The organism is Variovorax sp. Varisp36, assembly GCF_047304235.1.
Lineage (GTDB): Bacteria > Pseudomonadota > Gammaproteobacteria > Burkholderiales > Burkholderiaceae_C > Variovorax.
Window position 1 is genome coordinate 132,910 of the sequence record NZ_JBGLYU010000002.1, and the last position, 19,066, is coordinate 151,975.

Consider the following 19,066-nt stretch of genomic DNA (forward strand, 5'->3'; position numbering starts at 1 on the left):
TTCTCCTAGACGACCATGCTGAGCAGCATGATGAAGATGATCGCGACAACCGAGATCAGCGTTTCCATCACGGTCCAGGTCTTGAAAGTCTCGGCCACGCTCATGTTGAAGTATTGCTTCACCAGCCAGAAACCCGCGTCGTTCACGTGCGAAAGAATCAGCGAACCCGCGCCGGTGGCAAGCACCAGCAACTCGCGGTTCACGCCCGGCACCATGGTGGCGAGCGGCGCGACGATGCCCGCGCCCGTGATGGTCGCCACCGTGGCCGAGCCGGTCGCGATGCGGATCAGGCCCGCCACGAGCCACGCCAGCAGGATCGGCGATATCTGCGCATGCAGCGCCATCTGCCCGATCGCGTTGCCCACGCCGCTGGCCACCAGCATCTGCTTGAAGCCGCCGCCCGCGCCGATGATGAGCACGATGGCCGCCGTGGGCGCCAGGCTGTCGTCGACGAACTTCATGATCTGCTTCGACGTGAAGCCGCGCGCGGTACCGAAGGTGTAGAGCGACAGCAGCAGCGCGGCGAGCAGGGCCGTGATCGGATGGCCGATGAAGTCCAACCACTGCCGCACGACGTTCTTCTCGTCGAACGCCACGTCGGCGAAGGTCTTGAGCAGCATCAGCACCACCGGCAGCAGCACGGTGAGCAGCGTGATGCCGAAGCCCGGCAGCTCGCGCGCCTCGGGCTCGTGCGCCAGTTGCGCCAGCAGTTCGGGCGAAGCCTCGCCCGGCACGTACTTCGAGATGAACTTGCCGAAGATCGGGCCCGCGATCATCGCCGTGGGCAGGCCGACGAGCAGGCCGTAGAAGATGGTCTTGCCGATGTCGGCGTTGAACACGCCGATGGCCAGCAGCGGCCCCGGGTGCGGCGGCACGAGGCCGTGCACCACCGAGAGGCCGGCCAGCAGCGGGATGCCGATGCGGATCAGCGATACGCCGGTGCGCCGCGCCACGATGAAGACCAGCGGGATCAGCAGCACGAAGCCGATCTCGAAGAACAGCGGAATGCCGACCAGGAAGGCCGCGAACATCATCGCCCAGTGCACCCGCTCGCGGCCGAAGGCACCGACCAGCGTGCGCGCGATGCGGTCGGCGCCGCCCGACTCGGCCATCATCTTGCCGAGCATGGTGCCCAGGCCCAGCACGATGCCCACGAAGCCCAGCACGCCGCCGAAGCCGTCCTGGAAGGACTTCATCACCAGCGCCACGGGCATGCCCGAGGTCAGGCCCAGGAAGCCAGCGGCCAGCGTCAACGCGATGAAGGGATGCACGCGCCAGCGCGTGATCAGAAGGATGAGCCCGAGGATCGCTGCCAGGGCATCGACCAGCAGGAACACCTCTTTGCTTAAACCGAACATGTTGTCTCCAGGATCCTGGCTGCAAGGGGGTGGCCAGGCATTTTTGGGATAGCGCTATCCTCAAAGATCGAAAAAATCAGCCGCAGGGCAATCGAACCGGGTTTGTGCCGATGGCCCAGGGCTGGGATAGCGCTATCCTAGGACTGCGCTGTCCAATTAAATACTGGTATTAACCCCAATAAAAATGGCCGACACCTCTGAACGCCCCCGCTCCCGTTCTTCCAGCCGCGTCACGCTCGACGACGTGGCCCGGGTGTCCGGCGTCAGCCCGATCACCGTGTCCCGCGCGCTGCGCGGAGCACGCAACGTGGCGCCGGACCTGCAGGCCCGCGTGCAGGCCGCGGTGGACGAACTCGGCTACGTGCCCAACGTTGCCGCGCGCGCGCTGGCTTCGGCCCGCAGCTCCCATGTCGCGGTGCTGATCCCGTCGCTGACGAACGCCCTGTTCGTCGATTTGCTCGAGGCGGTGCAGGACACGCTGGCGCCTTCGGGTTTCCAGTCGCTGATCGGTGTGACGCACTACGACCTCGCGCAGGAAGAAGCGCTGCTGCGCAGCTATCTCTCGCAGCGCCCCGCCGGGCTGCTGCTGACCGGCCTCGACCGCAGCGCGGCCGCCTCGCGCATGCTGGAAGAAAGCGACGTGCCCTGCGTGCACCTCATGGAAACCTCGCCGGCACCGGGCACCTACAGCGTGGGGCTCTCCCAGCAGGATGCGGCCCGTGCGCTCACCGAGCACCTGCTGCAGCGCGGCCGCCGGCGCATCGCCTATGCGGCGGGCCAGCTCGATCCGCGTGTGATGCAGCGGCTCGAAGGCTATCGGCAATCGCTGCGAGCGGCGGGCTGCCACGACCCGCAGCTCGAACTGCTCACGCCGGGTCCGACGTCCATGGCGCTCGGCGGACGGCAGTTCGAAGACCTGCTCGCCCGCCACCCGGACGTCGACGCGATCTTCTATTGCAACGACGACCTTGCGCAGGGAGGCCTGCTCGCCGCGCTGCGCACCGGCGTCGCGGTACCGCAGCGCGTGGCGATCGCAGGCTTCAACGACCTCGACGGCAGCGACCAGATGCTGCCGCCATTGACCAGCGTGCGCACGCCGCGCAAGGAGATCGGCATGCGCGCCGCCTCGATGCTGCTGGCACTGATGCGCGGCGAGCCGGTGAACGAACCGATGGTGGACATGGGGTTCGAACTGGTGGTGCGGCAAAGCAGCTGAGGTCGCCTCAGCCCGCCAGCGCAGCCACCACGATGCGCGTTGCCGATGCAATGACGTCGCTGCGTCCCTTCGCGTCCTTCTGCGGAAAGGTCAGGTACACCGACAGCACCACCGGGGCACCGGCCGGCGGCCACAGCACGCCGACGTCGTTGGTGCTGCCGTAGGAGCCCGAGCCGGTCTTGTCGCCCACCTTCCAGCCGGCCGGCACCCCCGCCAGGAAACGCTCGGCGCTGGTGGTGTTGCCCAGCAGCCAGGTCGCCAGCTGGTCGCGCTGCGCCGTGCCCAGCGCGTCGCCCAGCGCCAGCCGCTGCACGCTGTCGGACATCGCCGCGGGCGTGGTGGTGTCGCGCAGGTCCCCGGGAATTGCGGTGTTGAGTTCGGGCTCCGTGCGGTCGAGCCTGAAAGCCTGGTCGCCGATGCCGCGCGCAAAGGCGGTGACGGTGGCCGGGCCGCCCAGCATCTTCAGCAGCAGGTTGGCGGCGGCGTTGTCGCTGTACTGCACGGTGGCGGCGCAGAGTTCGGCGACCGTCATGCCGTCGGCCACATGCTTCTCGGTGATGGGCGACCAGGAGACGAGGTCGGCCTTGCCGTAGCCGATGCGCCGCGCGAGCAGGCTGGCGTCTTTCGCGCTGCGTTCGAGCACGGCCGCAGCCAGCATCAGCTTGAAGGTGCTGCACAGCGGAAAGCGCTCGTGCGCCCGGTGCTGGATGCGCGCACCGCTGCCGGTGTGGAAGCCGGCCACGCCCAGGCGGCCGCCCGAAGCGCGTTCGAGCTCGGCGAGCTGCGCCTCGGCCGAAGACGGCGATCCCGTTCGGGACCACGCGGTGCATGCGCCGGCGAGCGGCAGGACGGAGGCCGCGAGCAGCAGGCTGCGGCGCTGGACGGGAGGATTCATTTCGTCTTCTCTTTCATTCGGCGAGTGGATGGGACGAAGCGAATCCTAGGAGCGCCCCTCCCGGCGATCCAGCCGCCCGGCGACGTTCCGCGTCCCGGGTGTATCTGCTGTAACGGCGCCGAGCGGCTTCAGGCCGGCGGCGGCGGCGCGGGCCGAAGGCATGTCTTCGCGATCAGCACTGCTCCCGACACGCAGCACAACGCGAGCATGAGCAGCGCGTACCTCGCGCCCCGGGTGAGCAGCGCAACATCCAAGGCCGAAAGGCCTGTGCCGCTGTGTCCCAGGATCATTCGCTGCGAGTCCCCGGGCAGTTGCGCCATCGCCACGCCCAGCGTCAACGCTGTGCCTACCATGATTCCCGCGTTCTGGAGCGTCGAGCGCACGCCGTTGGCGATGCCCCGGCGCTGGGGACGCACGCTCTGCAGGATCGACGCGTTGTTGGGCGTCACGAAACTCCCTATGCCGCAGCCGAGCATCAGCAGGCACATGGCAAGCTGCCCGGCACCGATCGCCGGCTGCAGCAGCGCGGCCAGCAGCGCCAGCGCGCCTGCGGCAAGCAGCATCGCAGCCATGCAGATCGATTCGGGCCTGAAGCGCTGCAGCAGGCCGCCGGCCACGGGCGCGGCCACCAGCATCCCGAGGGCCACAGGCGCCACGCGCAGCCCGACATCCGAGGCAGACAGGGCCGTGCATGCCTGCAGATACAGCGCAATCAGCAAAAGAGGCGCCGCCTGCGTCATCGACAGCAGCAGGATGCATATGTAGGCGGTGCGGCGTCGCAGGTCGCCGAAGAGTTCGGGGTCGACCAGCGGACTGGCCACGCGCCGCTGAAGCCGGGCGAACGACAGGATTCCCGCGCCGCCCGCGAGCAGGAAGCCCCATACCGACATGCTGGCCCAGCCGTGGCTCCCCGCCAGCGAGAGCGCATAGGTGACGCATCCGATCCCGGCCAGGGACAACGCGGCGCCGGCCATGTCGAAGCGCTCGGCACGGACCGCCGCCGTCTTCGGGAGGATCCGCCACGACCATGCCAGGACGCACAGGCCGACCGGGACATTGAGCATGAAGAGAACCCGCCACCCCCACCACGACACGATGAAGCCGCCCGCCAGCGGGCCGGCGACCTGGGCCAGCGCGGCCACCATCGCGAGCACACCCAGGGCGAGCCCCATCCTGCGGCGGCCGAACGCATCGCCCACCAGGGCGCTGGTGTTGGCCATGACGCCCGCGGCGCCCACGGCCTGGCAGATGCGGAAGACAAGCATCGTTTCCGCGCTCGTCGCGACGGCACAGGCTGCACAGGCGGTCACGAAGAGGCCCAGCCCCGCCAGGAACAGGTGCCGCCGCCCCCACAGGTCGGCGAGCCTTCCGAAGCTGAGGATGCACACGGTGCTCACGAGCATGTAGGACAGCAGGATCCAACTCGCCTGCGCCGGCGAGGCCTGCAGGCTGCGCCCCACCGCGGGCAGCACCACGTTGAGCGCGCTGAGATTCAGGAAGCACAGCAGCGCGCCGAGGCATGCCGCGGCGAGCACGGCCCATCCGGCCCTGTCCTCGTCGTCGGCAGCCGCCTCTGCACGCAAAGAACCGGCGATGAATGCAGCTGCCACCGGTTCAGTCTTCGCTCTTGAATCCCGAGGCCTTGACGATGGGGCGCCAGTACTCGCGGTCTTCGTTCATCACCCGGGTCACTTCCGCGCCGGGAAGCCCCGTCGGCTCGAGGCCCATGTGATCGAGTTGCCCGCGCACCCGCGGGCTGCGAATCGCGGCCAGGAACGCGCTTTCGAGCTTCGCCACAACTTCCTTCGGCGTGCCCGCCGGCACGAACGCGGCATAGGCGGCGTTGGCCCGGTCGAACGCGTCGTAGCCCGCTTCCTTGATCGTCGGAACGTCGGGCAGCCAGCTCAGCCGCTTCGTTCCTGCGACGCCCAGGATGCGCAGCTTTCCGGAACGGTGCAGCTCGAGCTGGCTGGCCAGCGCGTCGGTGCCGACCGGCACGTGGTCGCCGATGATGTCGGTCGCCAGCGGCGCCCCGCCCCTGTAGGTGACCGCCGTCAGAGGCACGCCGATGGCCTTGGACAGCTGCAGCACGCTGAAGTGAAGCCCGCCCCCGAGGTTGGTCATGCCCACGCTGGCCTGGCCGGGGTTCTTCCTGATCCACGCCACGTATTCGGGAACCGTCCTGTACGGCTGGCCCGCGCCGGTGGAGACGACGCTGGGCACGTTGGCGAGGTGGGCAACAGGAATGAAGTCCTTGTCGACGTCGTAGTTCAGCCGCGCATAAGTCATCGGAAAGAACACGAACGGCGGCGTCGCGCCGATCAGGATGGTGCGCCCGTCAGGCCGCGACGCCTTGACCGCTTCGATGGAAATGCGGGTCGACGCGCCAGGCCGGTTCTCCACCAGCACCGGTTCCTTGAGCGCCGTGCGCAAGTCCTCGGCCACCGAGCGTGCCAGGTTGTCGAGCGCGCCACCCGGTGGAAAGCCCACGATCAGCCTGATGGGCGCGTTGCTGTCCGCATGCGCGAAGCTTCCGCCCAGGGCGACCAACGCACTGAGCACGAGTGTCTTTGGAAACGAGGTCATGGTGAGGTACCCGCAAGGTTGATTGACGAAAACAGGAAGAGAAATGGCGTGCTCAGAAGGCCAGGACCGGCAGCGGATTGGCCGGCCGGTGGTTGGCCTCGAAAGCCGCCGCGGCCTGCAGCAACTGCAGGTCTTCGCGGAAGCCGCCGACGAGTTGCATGCCGATGGGCAATCCGTCGCGGCCCGCGCCGCACGGCAGGCTGATGGCGGGGTGCCCGGTAAGGTTGAACGGCATCGTCCAGGGGAACCAGTTGGGCCGCAGCTCTGCAAATTCCCTGCCGTCGATCTCGATGCTTCCGAAGAGGTCCTGGTCGATCGGCAGCGCCGTGCGCGAAAGAGTCGGCGTGAAGATGAAGTCGTGCGTCTCCAGTTGCGCCTGGACTTTGCGAAAGAGCGCGGTCCTCGCGAACATGGCCTGCTGGAAGGCGACCCCGTCGACGTGCTCCGCCAGCGCCAGCTGCTGCAGCAGCGACGGACTCAACCGGTCGGCATGCGCCTCGGCCAGCGGAGCGAACCGGCCTCGCCAGCTCGTGTGGTTGATCACGCGCCACACCGGCTCGACGTCATAGCCCTCGCCCGTCATCTCCTCCAGGTCCGCGCCCATCGACCGCAGGGTTGCGAGGGCGGCCTCGAAAGCGGCGGCGACGTCGGCGGCAATCGGCCGCCCCGCCGGGGCCGCACTGAAAAGGACGCGCTTGCCGCGCAGGTCGCCGCCAGGCTGCAGGTCGTCGAAGTAGCGTCGGGCCGGCACGCCCAGCGACCAGGGGTCCGAACCGTGGGCGCCGGTCATCGCCTGCAGCATGAGCGCCGTGTCGCCGACGTTGCGCGTGGTGGGCGTCACGTAGGTGTAATTGCCGAACGCGTCCTGCACCTGGCTGTGCGGAACCACGCCCAGGCTCTGCTTCAGCCCGACCACGCCGTTGCACGCCGCGGGAATGCGGGTGGAGCCGCCCCCGTCGGTCGCGATGGCCAGCGGCGCGATGCCTGCCGCCATCGACGCGGCGGCTCCGCCGCTGGAGCCGCCGCTGGTGCGCGTCGGATCCCATGCATTGCGCGTGCTGCCGAAGAGTGGCGCGTCGGTCATGCACTTGGCACCGAACTCCGACGAGGTCGTCTTGCCGATGAGGATGCCGCCCGCCTCGCGCATGCGCGCCACGGCCACGGCGTCGTGCGCGGGCACGTGATCGCGATGCAGCAGCGATCCGTAGGTAGTCCTGACGTTCGCGGTGTCGACGATGTCCTTCACGGTGAACGGCAAGCCGTGCAGTGCCCCCACGGTGTCGCCTCTCATGATCGCCTGCTCGGCCTGCCGGGCTTGTTCCGTCGCCTCGTCGTGGCACAGAGTGATGAAGCAGTTCAGGTGCGGCTGGAGCCCATCGGCGCGGCGCAGCACCTCGTCGACGATCTCCACCGGGGAGAGTTCGCGCTGCGCGACCAGCGTGCGCATCGCCGACGCGGACATCTCGCAGATCTCGGACCTTGGAAGGCTCGGAAAATTCTTCATGCGTAGATGATTGATACGCGGCAACATTGCGTCCAATACTGTTTTCCAGAAAAGGCATATGCACAGCGTATGGCTACACCCGACCTTAGATCGCTTCGCTACTTCGTGGCCGTTGCAGAGGAGCGCAGCGTCGGCAAGGCGGCGCGGCGGCTCAACATGGCCCAGCCGCCGCTGTCTGTTCACATCAAGAACCTGGAAGCGGCCATCGGCGCGCCCTTGTTCCGCAGGGCAGCGCGCGGCATGGAGATCACCGACGCGGGAAATGCCCTCTTCCAGCGCGCCAAGGAGGCGTTGCTGCTCGCCAACGAAGGATTCGACGCCGCGCGCGCCGTGGGTTCGGGCAGCAGAGGGCGACTCGCGGTCGGAACCATGGTCGTGCTGTCCTACCTGGTGCTGCCACGGCTGGAAAACGAGCTTCGGCTGAGGCTCCCGGACGTGGAGATCCAGTACGTGGAGCTGAACGCCGTCAACAACGTAGAGGCCATCACCGACTCGGACGTTTCGGTTGCGATCTGCATCCCACCGATTGCACAGCCAGGCATTGCGATCGAACGCATCGGCACCCAGCCGCTGCTGCTTGCCGTGCGATCGGATTCGCCGTTGGCACGGATGTCCAGCATTCCACTGGCGCGCCTCTCCGGCATGCCTCTGATCGGCCTTCCCGTTCCGGAAGGCGACATCGACAAATCCGTCGTCACGTCGATGCTGCGCAGGCACGAGGTCAATATGCCGATTGCGCTGCGGGTCGAAACCATGGTGTCCGCATTGGCGCTTGTCCTGGCGGGCAAGGGCGTGGCCATCCTGCCTGCCTGCGCCCAGATCGGCCGCCCCCCGGGCGTGGTGTTCCGCCCCTTTCGCGGCATCGACGCGACGATGGACATCGCCGCGTGCTGGCGCAGCGATTGGGACAGTCCGCTCATCAAGCCGTTTCTGGCGTGTGCGCGTGCGGCATTGCGGCGGCCGTGAAAAAAGCCGTTGCTATCATCGAACAATGCGGCCGCCGGCACCGTGGTGGCGGAGGAAACCAAGTGCGGCTCAAGCTAAGAACAAAGACAGCACTGCTGATCACAGCGCTCGTACTCACGCTGGTCGGTGTGGCCGGCTGGTGGCAGTACCGGAGCCTGTCCAGCGAATACCTCAACCTGATGCGCGAGCAGCAGCAGGCACTGACCGACAGCGCAGCGGCGGATCTCGACTACAAGCTCGAAATCCATCTGGCCGCCTTGGCGCGCGCGGCCCGGGAACTCAGCCTGCACGGCTTCGCGGACCCCGCGGCGCAGCAGCGTTTCCTTGCCGACGAGGACCTGCGCACGATGTTCGACAACACCGCGTTGGCGACACTGGACGGCGCCATCGTCGCCATCGACCCGCCCACCAGCCGGCCTTCGAACGTCGGCGACCGCGACTACTTCCGGCGCGTGCGCGACATGGGCCAGCCCGCGATCTCTGCGCCCCTGCTCACGAAGAGCACCCAACAGCCCGCGGTCGTCATGGCGGTCCCCGTCAAGGGCCCCGATGGCCGCCTCGCCGGCGTGCTCGGCGCGGCGCTGAACCTGCAGCGCGCCAACGTGCTTGGCGATCTCAGCCGCGCCACCATCGGCCGGGGCGGCCACTACATGATCGTCACGCGCGGCCAGTCTCCGCAGGTCGTCATGCACCCCGATGCGAACCTGCTGCTCAAGCCTGCAACCGCAGTCACAATCGCCTTCAACGGCGGTACCGAGAGCGACATGGCAACGCGCGCCACCGTGCCCAGTGCCGACTGGGAACTGCGCCTGATCGTGCCTGCGCGCATCGCCTACGCGCCACTGGAAAAGGCAAGGCGCAACCTGCTGCTGCAATTGATCGGGCTGGGCCTGGGCTGCGCGCTCCTGGTCTGGCTGGGGACTGCGTGGGTCATGCGTCCCCTGGAGGCGTTGAGCGGCGCGATCCGCACCCTGCGCCGTTCGCCGGACAGCGAGGTAAGACTCGACGTCGTCGCCAACGACGAGCGCGGGGACCTGGCACGCGAGTTCGATGCACTGATGGCCGACCTGCGCGAGCAGCGGCTCGAGATGGCGGCGGTCACCGATGCATCACCCGTGGGATTGTTCCGTTGCGACAGCGACGGGCGCATGACCTACGTGAACGACGAGTACCTGGCGATCCACGGGCTCGAGCGGAAGGACGCCGAAGAAGGCTGGCTCACGCTCGTGCGCGAGGAGATTCGAGGGACGGTTCGCCAGGACTGGGTTCGTGTCGTCAGCACGGCCGCGCCGTTGAGCGCCACACGCCGGCTCCATCGCAGGGATGGAACCCAGGTGCTGGTGGCATTGAGAAGCCGGCCTGTGCTCGCCGAAGGCCGCGTCCTCGGCCACGTGGGAACGGTGACCGACATCACCGAGCGCACGCGGGCCGAACGGGCACTTCGCACGTTGACGGCCATCTTCGACATGACGACCGACTACATCGTCCAGCTCGACGCGGCGGGGCGGCTCATCTACATGAACCCGGCCGCGCGCCGCCGCACGGGGCTGGCCCTCGACGCCCCCATCGAACAGTTCAGCGCGGCCGACTTCAATCCGCCGGAGACGATGGAAAGATTCCGGTCGGAGGTGGTGCCCACAGCGGTCAAGACCGGCGTCTGGGTGGGCGAATCGATGGTGTGGGACGCCGAGCACAACGAGTTTCCGGCCAGCCACATGGTGATCGCGCATCGCGACAAGCACGGCAAGGTGGAGTATTTCTCGGGGCTGATGCGCGACATTTCGGCGGCCAAGGCCGCGGAGCGGGCGCTGCGCGAGAGCGAGCATCGCCTGCGCATGGTGACGGACCACCTGCCGGCGCTGGTCTCCTACCTGGACCGCGACCTGCGGTTGCGCTTCGTCAACAAGGCCTATCAGGACTGGTTCGGCGTCCAGCCCGAACAACTGCTCGGCCTGAGCCTGCGCGAGTTCTACGGCAATGAAGCGTGGGCACAGATGGAGCCGCACATGCGCGCCGCTCTGGCCGGGCGCCAGGTCACTTACGAGCGCAGGCTGGCAACGCCTGGCGGGCGCCGCGATATCCAGGCCACGCTGGTTCCCGAGCGCGACGAACGCGGCGAAGTGATCGGCCTCTATACGCTGGACAGCGACATCACCGCGCACCACGAGGCGGAGGAAGCCCTCCAGGAAAGCGAGGCCCGCCTGCGCACGGTGGCCGACGCGCTGCCGATGCGCGTCGCCTACATCGATGCGGAGGAGCGCTATCGATTCAACAACCTGGCCTACGAGCGCGGGTTCGGACTCTCCCGCGACCAGATCGAGGGGCACACCGTGAAGGAGCTCCTGGGCGAGCCCGCCTACGAGGCCGTGCAACCGCACATCCGCGCGGCCCTGGCCGGCGAGGTCGTCACCTTCCAGAGCGAGATCGACAAGAGCGACGCCTACTACTGCTACGAAGCCCAGTACATCCCGCAACCTGCGGTGAACGACGAGGCCATCGTCGGCTTCCATGCCGTGATCACCGACATCACGCGGCAAAAGCTAGAGGAGAAGCGCCTGGTGAACCTGGCGCAGATCGATCCTCTCACCGGTCTTGCCAATCGCGCGGGATTCGAGGTGCGCCTGGCGCAGGCGATGGAGCGTGCGCGAGGCCCCGGTGCATTGATGGCGCTGATGTACCTGGACATCGATGGATTCAAGCAGATCAACGATCGGTTCGGCCACCAGACGGGAGACGAGCTTCTGCGGGGCTTCGCGGGCAGGTTGTCGCAGGCGCTGCGCTCCAGCGACGTCCGCGCGCGCCTGGGCGGCGACGAGTTCACGGTAATCATGGAGGGTCTGTCCAATGGGGACGCCGCGGTTTCCGCCGCCTCGAAGTTGATCAAGGCCATGCAGGTGCCGTTCACCACCGAACAGCGGACGATCTCCATCAGCACGAGCATCGGCGTGGCGTTCTACCAAGGCGGCACCGCAACGGCTGCCGCGCTCGTCAGGCAGGCCGACGAGATGCTCTACCAGGCCAAGGGGGCGGGCCGCAACAACTTCCAGGTGGCGCCACAGCCCGTCGAGGAAAAGCGGAAATGACGCGGCGATAGACCTCCGCATCCGGAGCATCCTGCCCGCAGCTATGCTCCCGGCACATGCCGCCACCCGTCACGATTCCTCGCACGCCTCGCCGCTCGTTGGCCGTGCTCGCCTGCGCCCTGTGGCTGGCCTTCGCAAGTCCCGCGTCGGCCGCGCAAGGCTGCCTCGACACCGCTACGCAAGCCCCTTCGCCATCGCGCGCGCTCGCCATGGCCACCTTCGCGCTGCAGGAGCACGAAGCCTTCGGTGGCCAGGCCATGGACGCCGAAGGCCGCATGACCGAAGCCGGCAGCTCCGAGGCCGAAGACACGCGCCCCACCCTGCCGGGCCTGGCGCCATGGCAGCGGGTGCTCGGCTATTGGCAGGCGGTCGACCCGCGGCTGCCGTCGCTCGTGCGCTTCGGCGCCCTGCGCCCCGCCGACCGGCACCTGCTGATGCAGGCGTTGAACGAGGCGACGGCCGGGCGGCTTCAGGGCATGGGCGTAGGCCCCGACGAGGGGCTTGATTCTGGAGAGCTGCGCGCGGTGCAGGTCGCCCTCGCCCGCGTCGCGGTGATCGACACGCCCTGGTCCGCGGCCTTCATCAGCTGGCTGGCGCGACAGGCCGGTCTGGCGGACGACGAGTTCGTTTTCTCCGAAGCGCATGTCGACTATGCGGGCGCCGCCTGGCAAGCCGGCATCGTCGAGGCCGCGGGCCGGCCCACGCGCTACGCCCTGCGAGCCTGCGACCTGAGGCGCACGCCCCCGCGCATCGGCGACATCGTCTGCCAGGCGCGCGGCGCGGGCGCCGAACTCGACACCTTCGACAAGATCGGTGGAGTGCTGGCCACGCGCGACACCGGCGGCGAGTCGCTGCCCATGCACTGCGACGTGGTGGTGGCCGTGGATGCCACGGGCTTCGACACGGTGGGCGGCAACGTGCTGCAGTCGGTCACGCGGCGCCGGCTCGACTTTGCGCCGGGCACTCGGTGGCTGGACCCGAGCTACCAGTCCGAGGGATGCACTCCGGGCACGCCGGGCTGCATCGATCGCCACATGAGCCGCCAGCCCTGGTCGCTGCTGCTGCAGTGGCGCTGAACCGGCTTACTTGTAGAACGCCTCGACCTTGCCCTTCAGCTTGAGCAGCAGCGGCTTGCCCTTGCGGTCGAGGGTCTTGCCGGCGGGCACCTTGACCCAGCCTTCGCTGATGCAGTATTCCTCGACGTCGAGGCGGTCCTTGCCGTTGAAACGGATGCCGATGTCGTGTTCGAAGGCGGCGGCCACGTGATGCGGGCTGCGCGGATCGATGGAGAGGTGATCGGGAAGGGGTGGGCGGGGAGTGGCTTCTGTCATGGCGCGTGATGATAGGGGCTCCGCGCCCTGCCCTAGCGCCGCTTCTTCTTCGCGTGCCGCGCCGGGGGCTTTGGCGCGAAGCCCAGGGCGGCACGGGCCAGTGCGTCGGCCTCGCCATTGCGGTGGCGCGGGATCCACTGAACGCGCGCGTCGTCGAAGCTTGCGAGCAAGGCGCGGGCATCGTCGAACAACGCGGCCATGCGCACGATCGGCTTCGCTTCGGACGCGGCCAGCTGCTCGACGAGGATGCTGTTGTCGCTGTAGGCCCGCACCGCCGTCGCGCCGCGTGCGCGCAACTCCTGCAGGGCCAGCGTCAGTGCGAGCAGTTCGGCCTCGTTGTTGCAGCCGGTGGTGTGCGTGGCCTGCGACAGCGTGTGGCGCGCTCCGTCCGGCGCGGTGAGGACGGCGCCGATGCCCATGCGGCCCGGGTTGGGCATGGCGCTGCCGTCGCAATAGACGGTCCACGGAAGAAGGCTGCCAGGCCCGCTGGATTCCCCTGCGCTCATTCAGCAGTTGTTGCGCTTGATGCCCGCGAGGTTCTGGCAGGGCCGCTGGCCCGGCGGCGGCCCGGGGTCGCGCACATGCGGCGGCGGCCGGCGGATGGGGCGCACGCCGTCGTAGTACGGGTCGGGGCTCAGGATGACCACGGGCGGGTCGGCAGCCGGCTGCTGTTGCTGCAGCTCCTGCATGCCGGCGGGGTAGCGCGGAATGATGGCGGGGCCCGACGGCGGGTTGGCGGCCACCTGGGCGGGCGGCGGGGTGGATGGCGCAGCGCCTTGCGGTGGCGCGTAGTCGGGCCGGCGGTTGGGGACGGGCACCGGCGCTTCCAGGATCTGCACCTGGCGCGACTGCTTGCTACCCGCCGGGCATTCGACGTTGGTGTACGAGATGGCCCCATTGGCATCGGTGCAGCGAACCACTTCCGCGTGCGCGCCTGCCGCGGCGGCGAAGATCGACAGGAAGAGTGCCAGGGAACGCATTGATGAATGGGCCAGTGAGGTGAGGTGAGGTCGGGTCGGGTTGCAGGTCGGCTGCGAAAGATGCACCAACTGTAGCCGCACCCTGCCCGCCTTGCGAGCCCCCGGCGCCCGCCCCCACTCACGGCGTCGTCATTCCGGCTGGATGCCGGCCGCGCGAATCACCTGGCCCCACTTCTGCGACTCGGCCGCCTGGAACTGCGCGAGCCCCTCGGGCGTGCTGGTCACGGCCTCGCCGCTGGTGGTGGTCTGGTAGGCGACCACGGCGGGCGCGGCGGAGACCTTGATCATCATCTCGTTGACCTTGTTCGTCACGGCCGCGGGCGCGCCCGGCGGCAGGTACACGGCCGTCCAGTACGACATGTCGTAGCCCTTCACGCCGGCCTCTTCCACGCTGGGCAGCGCCGGCACGGCGGCAAGTCGCTTGTTGCCGCTGACAGCCAGCGCGCGCAGCTTGCCGCTCTTGACCTGCGGCAGTGCGGTGGGCGCATCGGCGAACATGAAGTCGACCTGCCCGCCCAGCAGGTCGGTGATGGCCAGCGGGTTGCTCTTGTAGGGCACGTTCACCATGTCGATGCCGGCCATCTGCTTGAGCAGTTCGCTGGCCACGCGGCTCGACGAACTGCCGCTGCCAAAGTTGAGCTTGCCGGGCGACTTCTTCGCCGCGGCCACGAGGTCTGCCACCGACTTGATGGGCGACTCGGCATTCACCAGCAGCAGCATGTGTCCTTTGGACAGCAGCGTGACCGGGGTGAAGTCTTTCACCGGGTCGTAGGGCAGCTTCTTGAACAGGTGCTCGTTGGCCGCGTGGGTGGTGTTGGTGGTCATGAGCAGGGTGTAGCCGTCGGGCGCGGCCTTGGCCACGTACTGCGCGGCAATGAAGCCGCTCGCACCGGCCCGGTTGTCCACGATGACGGGCACCTTGTACTCGGCGCCCAGCGCCTGCGCCATGCTGCGCGCCTGCTGGTCGGTGCCGCTGCCGGCGCCGAAGGGCACGACGATGGTGATGGGCTTGCTCGGGTACGGCTGCGCGTGCACCGGGCCGGCGGCCAGCACGGCCGCGCACAGCGTCGAGGCGGCACAGAGTCGGGAGAAGAATGTCGGCATGTCGTTGTCTCCTGTGGAATGTTTTTTCTTCGGCTTGCAAGGGGGCCGTCAAGCGCTCAGTGCCGGAACCGGCCCAGCGTGCCGGCCCGCATGAGCTTGCCCGGCAGCGGGTGGCCGACGATGTCTTCGGCCAGCTGCGCGCAGCCGATGAGCGCGTCGAGGTCCACGCCGGTCTCGATGCCCATCTCCTCGCACATGAAGGCCAGGTCTTCGGTGCAGATGTTGCCGGCCGCACCGGTGTGGCCCGCGAACGGGCAACCGCCCAGGCCGGCGCAGGCGCTGTCGAAGGTGTCGATGCCCATCTGCAGGCCCATCAATGCATTGGCCATGGCGGTGCCGCGCGTGTCGTGCAGGTGCAGGCCCAGCCGCAGCCCGGGCCAGCGCTCGCGCACGGCGCCCACCACCGCGGCAATGGCGTTGGGCTGCGCCCAGCCCACGGTGTCGGCCAGCCGCAATATCGGCAGGCGCAGGCCGAACTCGGTCATGGTGTCGAGCATCTGCGCCACGCGCTCGACCACGGTGGCCGGGGCGATCGTGCCTTCGAGGTTGCAGCCGAAGGCCGTGGTGACGATGCCGCGCGTGACCGCAATGCCGTGATCCACGCAGAACGCCAGCGTTTCGCGCTGGGCCTCGCGCAGCGCGGCCAGGCCCTTGCCGTTGTTGCACACCGAAAAGGCCTCCGACGCGCTGGTGCCGATGGTGCCTTCGATGTCGAGCTGCGTGCGCATGGCGCGCTGCATCCCGCGCAGGTTGAGCCACAGGCCCGAGTAGCGCACGCCTTCGCGCTTGCGGATCGACTGGGCGACCAGTTCGGCGTCGGCCATGCCGGGCACGCGCTCGGGGTTGACGAAGGACACGCATTGCACCTCTTCGAGCCCGGTCTCTGCCAGCGCCTCGATGAGGCGCACCTTGTCGGCTGACGCGATGGGGCCGACCTCGATCTGGAAGCCCTCGCGCGGGCCTTCCTCGTGCAAGTGAACGCGGCGCGGCAAATCAGACATGTGCGGCTCCCTGGTCTTTCTGTGGCGGTATAGCGGGCGCGCCGAACTCCGCGTTGTGCTGGCCCAGCCGCGGCGCCACCGCGCGGTGCCGCGGCCGCGCGCCGTCGATCGACAGCGGCAGCGCGGTCAGCCTGAAGTCTTCGCCCGGCACGGCCTGCAGCATGCCCAGTGCCTCGACCTGCGGGTGCGCGATGGCCTCGGGCACGGTGTGCACCGGCGCGCAGGGCACGCCGGCCGCGGCGAAGCGCGCAGCCCAGTCGTCGCGGGTGCGTGCGCGCAGCAGCGGCACGATCTGCTCGAACAGTGCCGCCTTGTGGCGCAGCCGCTGGCGGTTGGTGGCAAAGCGCTCGTCGCCGGTCCAGTCGCCGCGGCCGAGTTCGTGTGCGAACTTGGCGAACAGCCGGTCGTTGCCGCAGCACACGAGCAGCGGCGCGTCGGCGGTGTCGAAGGATTCGTAGGGCACGAAGCCCGGGTGGCCCGAGCGGTGGCGATCGGGCAGGCGGCCTTCGTTGGCATAGGCGTCGGCCTTCTGACCGGTCCAGACCAGCGCCGTCTCGAGCAGCGAGGCGCTCACCACGCCGCCCTTGCCGGTGACGTGGCGCCGCTGCAGCAGCGCCAGCGCGCCGATCACGGCCCACATGCCGGTGCCCTGGTCGCACACCGAGGCGCCGGTGCGCAGGGGCGGGTCTTCGGGGCCGCCGTTGATGCTCGACAACCCGCTGAAGGCCTGTATCAGCGGCTCGTAGCCCGGCTGCATGGCCAGCGGCCCGGCGTGGCCGAAGGCGGAGATCTCGCAGTAGACGAGGCGCGGATGGCGCGCACACAACGCCAGTCCGTCGATGCCCATCGATTGCGTGACGCCCGGGCGCAGGTTGTGGATCAGGATGTCGGACTCGCCCGCCAGCCGCTCGAACACCGCCATGCCGTCGGCGCCCTTGAGGTCGATGGCCACCGACTTCTTGCCCCGGTTGAACACATGAAAGTTGAGCGCGTCGCCGTGCCGGAACGCGGGGCCCATGTGGCGCGCGTCGTCGCCGCCCTCGGTGCGTTCGAGCTTGACCACGTCAGCCCCCAGGTCCGCGAGGATCGCCCCCGCGAACGGCCCGGCCAGCACCTGTCCGAGTTCGAGCACCCGGATGCCTTCCAGTATTTTTTGCATGTCTCGCGCCTGTTGCCAGGCCCGTCGTCTCGTTTCAGTGGCGCCAGTCTGGGCTTCCCGCATTGATCTTGGAAGACGAATATTTCTATATCTGTGATAACTTGGATGGATCAATCCACAAGGGATGCGCCGGTGCGAATCGACATCACGCTGCAGCAGCTGGAGGCCTTCGCCGAAGTGGCGAAGACCTCGAACTTCCGCGCCGCCGCGCTCGCGCTGCATGTGTCGCAGCCTGCGCTGAGCCGCACCATCCGCATCGTCGAAGACCTGGCCGGCGCGCGGCTGTTCGACCGCGACACGCGCCACGTGGAACTCACGCCCGCCGGGCGCGAGCTGCTGCCGATTGCGCTGCGCATCCTGGAGAACTTTCACAGCTCGTTCAGCGAGCTGTCGCAGTTTCTCGAAGGCCGAAGCGGCCACCTGACCATTGCGTCGCTGCCGTCCACGGGCGCGGCGCTGCTGCCGAACGCGATCGTGGAATTCCGCCGCAGCCACCCGCAGGTAGAGTTCTCGCTGATCGAAGGGCCGGCGGAGCTGGTGCGCTCGGCCGTGGACGAAGGCCGGGCCGACTTCGGCATCAGCGTGCGCCCCGGGCCTCAGGAACCGATGCTGTACCGCCACCTGATCGACGACCCGTTCATGCTGCTGTGCCGGCGCGACGATCCGCTGGCGGCGCGGACGACGGTGGCATGGTCGGTGTTCGCGACGCGGCCCTTCATTGCCAGCGGCTTTCGCAGCAGCATCCGCCCGATCACCGACGCGGCCTTTCTCCAGCGCGGGCTGCAGGTGGTGCCGGCGCTGGAGTACCCGAGCGTGGCCGCAGCCGGCGCGCTGGTGGCCGCGGGTCTGGGCATCACGGCGCTGCCGCGGCTGGCGCTGCAGCTCACGCGCAACGACGACCTGGTGACGGTGCCGCTGCAGCGCCCGGCCATGTCTCGGCCCATCGGGCTCATCACGCGCGCGGGCCGGTCGCCCTCGCCGGTGGGCCGGGCCTTCATGGACCTGCTGCACAGCAGGGAAGCCTCGCGCTGAAACCGCACGTCGAAACCTCTCTTTCGGTCTGCGGCATGATCGCGGGCATGGAAAAAACGCCCCCGAATCCGCTGGTCATCGTCAAGGTTGGAAGCACTTTCGAAGCCCTTCGCGCAGAGCGCGGCGACTTCGAGAACTGGATTGCCGACGGGCTGGACACGCAGGCGCTGCCGATCCTGGTGATCGACCCGCGCCGCGGCGACACACTGCCCGACGCGGAAGCGGTCTCCGGCGTGGTGGTGACCGGCTCGCACGCAATGGTGTCGCACCGCGAGCCCTGGAGCGAAACCACCGCCGCGTGGCTCGCGCAGCTGGTGGCGCACGACACGCCCGTGCTCGGCATCTGCTACGGCCACCAGCTGCTCGCGCATGCGCTCGGTGGCGAAGCAGGCAATCATCCGGCGGGCGTGGAGGTCGGTACCGTCACGGTCACCCTCGAAGAGGCGGCCGCCACCGACCCGCTGTTGCGCGGCCTGCCCGCGCAGTTTCCGGCGCACGTGGTGCACTGGCAGAGCGCGCTTCGCCTGCCCGAAGGCGCGGTGCGGCTGGCCGGCAACGACCACGAGCCGGTGCACGCCTTCCGCATCGGCAAGCACGCCTGGGGCGTGCAGTTCCACCCCGAGTTCGACGGCGAGGCCATGCGCGGCTACATCGACCTGCTGGCCGACGACCTGGCTTCCGCCGGCGTCGATCCGGCCGCGCTGCGCGAGCGCGTAGGCCCTACCGACGCGGCGGCCGGGCTGCTCGGGCGCTTCGCGCGGATTGTCGAAGCGCACCACGGCAGCTGAGCTTCGGCGGCCCGAAAGCGCCGCCGGTCCGTCGGACCGCGACTACAGGAAGCGCCGCGCGCT

At 68.7% G+C, this 19,066-nt stretch carries 17 protein-coding genes; 6 read left to right on the forward strand and 11 right to left on the reverse strand.

What is annotated here, in order from left to right; genetic code table 11:
- Window positions 1–5: 5 nt before the first annotated feature.
- Window positions 6–1,358 carry a GntP family permease gene (locus tag ACCD11_RS02365; RefSeq protein ID WP_413312144.1) on the reverse strand — a complete coding sequence of 451 codons (1,353 nt, stop codon included), beginning with the start codon at window positions 1,356–1,358 and terminating at the stop codon, window positions 6–8.
- A 184-nt stretch (window positions 1,359–1,542) separates the two neighbouring features.
- Between ACCD11_RS02365 and ACCD11_RS02370 the strand changes: the two genes are divergently transcribed.
- Window positions 1,543–2,574: a LacI family DNA-binding transcriptional regulator gene (locus tag ACCD11_RS02370; RefSeq protein ID WP_007834597.1), complete on the forward strand. Its 1,032-nt coding sequence runs from the start codon at window positions 1,543–1,545 to the stop codon at window positions 2,572–2,574.
- 7 nt (window positions 2,575–2,581) lie between these two features.
- Here ACCD11_RS02370 and bla read toward each other — a convergent pair whose 3' ends face one another.
- The 4 genes from bla to ACCD11_RS02390 form a co-directional block, all read right to left on the reverse strand.
- The gene (bla, locus tag ACCD11_RS02375) at window positions 2,582–3,469 is read right to left on the reverse strand and encodes a class A beta-lactamase (protein ID WP_413312145.1); all 888 of its coding nucleotides are present in this window, start codon (window positions 3,467–3,469) and stop codon (window positions 2,582–2,584) included.
- Window positions 3,470–3,597: 128 nt separating this feature from the next.
- On the reverse strand, window positions 3,598–5,079 hold the full coding sequence (locus ACCD11_RS02380) for an MFS transporter (protein ID WP_413312146.1): 1,482 nt from the start codon (window positions 5,077–5,079) through the stop codon (window positions 3,598–3,600).
- 4 nt (window positions 5,080–5,083) lie between these two features.
- On the reverse strand, window positions 5,084–6,055 hold the full coding sequence (locus ACCD11_RS02385) for a tripartite tricarboxylate transporter substrate-binding protein (RefSeq protein ID WP_413312147.1): 972 nt from the start codon (window positions 6,053–6,055) through the stop codon (window positions 5,084–5,086).
- 52 nt (window positions 6,056–6,107) lie between these two features.
- Complete coding sequence (locus ACCD11_RS02390) at window positions 6,108–7,559, reverse strand: amidase (RefSeq protein ID WP_413312148.1); 1,452 nt, start codon at window positions 7,557–7,559, stop codon at window positions 6,108–6,110.
- A gap of 69 nt (window positions 7,560–7,628) precedes the next feature.
- Here ACCD11_RS02390 and ACCD11_RS02395 point away from each other — a divergent pair, with 69 nt between their 5' ends.
- The 3 genes from ACCD11_RS02395 (at window position 7,629) to ACCD11_RS02405 (ending at window position 12,684) form a co-directional block, all read left to right on the forward strand.
- Window positions 7,629–8,525 carry a LysR family transcriptional regulator gene (locus tag ACCD11_RS02395; RefSeq protein ID WP_413312149.1) on the forward strand — a complete coding sequence of 299 codons (897 nt, stop codon included), beginning with the start codon at window positions 7,629–7,631 and terminating at the stop codon, window positions 8,523–8,525.
- Window positions 8,526–8,587: 62 nt separating this feature from the next.
- On the forward strand, window positions 8,588–11,608 hold the full coding sequence (locus ACCD11_RS02400) for a PAS domain-containing protein (protein WP_413312150.1): 3,021 nt from the start codon (window positions 8,588–8,590) through the stop codon (window positions 11,606–11,608).
- Between the two features lie 56 nt (window positions 11,609–11,664).
- Window positions 11,665–12,684, forward strand: a complete 1,020-nt coding sequence (locus ACCD11_RS02405; RefSeq protein ID WP_413312151.1) for a DUF2272 domain-containing protein — start codon at window positions 11,665–11,667, stop codon at window positions 12,682–12,684.
- A gap of 6 nt (window positions 12,685–12,690) precedes the next feature.
- Here ACCD11_RS02405 and ACCD11_RS02410 read toward each other — a convergent pair whose 3' ends face one another.
- From ACCD11_RS02410 to ACCD11_RS02435, 6 genes are all read right to left on the reverse strand, one after another.
- On the reverse strand, window positions 12,691–12,939 hold the full coding sequence (locus ACCD11_RS02410) for a DUF3297 family protein (RefSeq protein WP_007834582.1): 249 nt from the start codon (window positions 12,937–12,939) through the stop codon (window positions 12,691–12,693).
- A gap of 32 nt (window positions 12,940–12,971) precedes the next feature.
- Window positions 12,972–13,445, reverse strand: a complete 474-nt coding sequence (locus tag ACCD11_RS02415) for a ribonuclease HI family protein (RefSeq protein WP_413312152.1) — start codon at window positions 13,443–13,445, stop codon at window positions 12,972–12,974.
- Complete coding sequence (locus ACCD11_RS02420) at window positions 13,446–13,919, reverse strand: hypothetical protein (protein WP_413312153.1); 474 nt, start codon at window positions 13,917–13,919, stop codon at window positions 13,446–13,448.
- A 129-nt stretch (window positions 13,920–14,048) separates the two neighbouring features.
- Window positions 14,049–15,023 carry a Bug family tripartite tricarboxylate transporter substrate binding protein gene (locus ACCD11_RS02425; protein WP_413312154.1) on the reverse strand — a complete coding sequence of 325 codons (975 nt, stop codon included), beginning with the start codon at window positions 15,021–15,023 and terminating at the stop codon, window positions 14,049–14,051.
- Window positions 15,024–15,079: 56 nt separating this feature from the next.
- Window positions 15,080–16,024, reverse strand: coding sequence for a hydroxymethylglutaryl-CoA lyase (locus ACCD11_RS02430; protein WP_413312155.1), 945 nt, complete (start codon window positions 16,022–16,024; stop codon window positions 15,080–15,082).
- On the reverse strand, window positions 16,017–17,183 hold the full coding sequence (locus ACCD11_RS02435) for a CaiB/BaiF CoA transferase family protein (RefSeq protein ID WP_413312156.1): 1,167 nt from the start codon (window positions 17,181–17,183) through the stop codon (window positions 16,017–16,019). Before ACCD11_RS02435 ends, ACCD11_RS02430 begins: the two co-directional genes overlap by 8 nt.
- A 132-nt stretch (window positions 17,184–17,315) precedes the next feature.
- Between ACCD11_RS02435 and ACCD11_RS02440 the strand changes: the two genes are divergently transcribed.
- Both ACCD11_RS02440 and ACCD11_RS02445 read left to right on the forward strand, forming a co-directional pair.
- Entirely contained in the window at window positions 17,316–18,215 is a 900-nt protein-coding gene (locus ACCD11_RS02440; RefSeq protein WP_056591889.1) for a LysR family transcriptional regulator, read from the forward strand.
- Window positions 18,216–18,262: 47 nt separating this feature from the next.
- Entirely contained in the window at window positions 18,263–19,003 is a 741-nt protein-coding gene (locus tag ACCD11_RS02445; RefSeq protein ID WP_413312157.1) for a glutamine amidotransferase, read from the forward strand.
- The last annotated feature ends 63 nt before the right edge of the window (window positions 19,004–19,066 follow it).

Coding starts and splice junctions, on each gene's coding strand:
- ACCD11_RS02365 (WP_413312144.1), bottom strand. CDS start 1,358: ATGTTCGGTTTAAGCAAAGAGGTGTTCCTGCTGGTCGATGCCCTGGCA.
- ACCD11_RS02370 (WP_007834597.1), top strand. CDS start 1,543: ATGGCCGACACCTCTGAACGCCCCCGCTCCCGTTCTTCCAGCCGCGTC.
- bla (WP_413312145.1), bottom strand. CDS start 3,469: ATGAATCCTCCCGTCCAGCGCCGCAGCCTGCTGCTCGCGGCCTCCGTC.
- ACCD11_RS02385 (WP_413312147.1), bottom strand. CDS start 6,055: ATGACCTCGTTTCCAAAGACACTCGTGCTCAGTGCGTTGGTCGCCCTG.
- ACCD11_RS02390 (WP_413312148.1), bottom strand. CDS start 7,559: ATGAAGAATTTTCCGAGCCTTCCAAGGTCCGAGATCTGCGAGATGTCC.
- ACCD11_RS02395 (WP_413312149.1), top strand. CDS start 7,629: ATGGCTACACCCGACCTTAGATCGCTTCGCTACTTCGTGGCCGTTGCA.
- ACCD11_RS02405 (WP_413312151.1), top strand. CDS start 11,665: ATGCCGCCACCCGTCACGATTCCTCGCACGCCTCGCCGCTCGTTGGCC.
- ACCD11_RS02410 (WP_007834582.1), bottom strand. CDS start 12,939: ATGACAGAAGCCACTCCCCGCCCACCCCTTCCCGATCACCTCTCCATC.
- ACCD11_RS02415 (WP_413312152.1), bottom strand. CDS start 13,445: ATGAGCGCAGGGGAATCCAGCGGGCCTGGCAGCCTTCTTCCGTGGACC.
- ACCD11_RS02420 (WP_413312153.1), bottom strand. CDS start 13,919: ATGCGTTCCCTGGCACTCTTCCTGTCGATCTTCGCCGCCGCGGCAGGC.
- ACCD11_RS02425 (WP_413312154.1), bottom strand. CDS start 15,023: ATGCCGACATTCTTCTCCCGACTCTGTGCCGCCTCGACGCTGTGCGCG.
- ACCD11_RS02430 (WP_413312155.1), bottom strand. CDS start 16,024: ATGTCTGATTTGCCGCGCCGCGTTCACTTGCACGAGGAAGGCCCGCGC.
- ACCD11_RS02435 (WP_413312156.1), bottom strand. CDS start 17,183: ATGCAAAAAATACTGGAAGGCATCCGGGTGCTCGAACTCGGACAGGTG.
- ACCD11_RS02445 (WP_413312157.1), top strand. CDS start 18,263: ATGGAAAAAACGCCCCCGAATCCGCTGGTCATCGTCAAGGTTGGAAGC.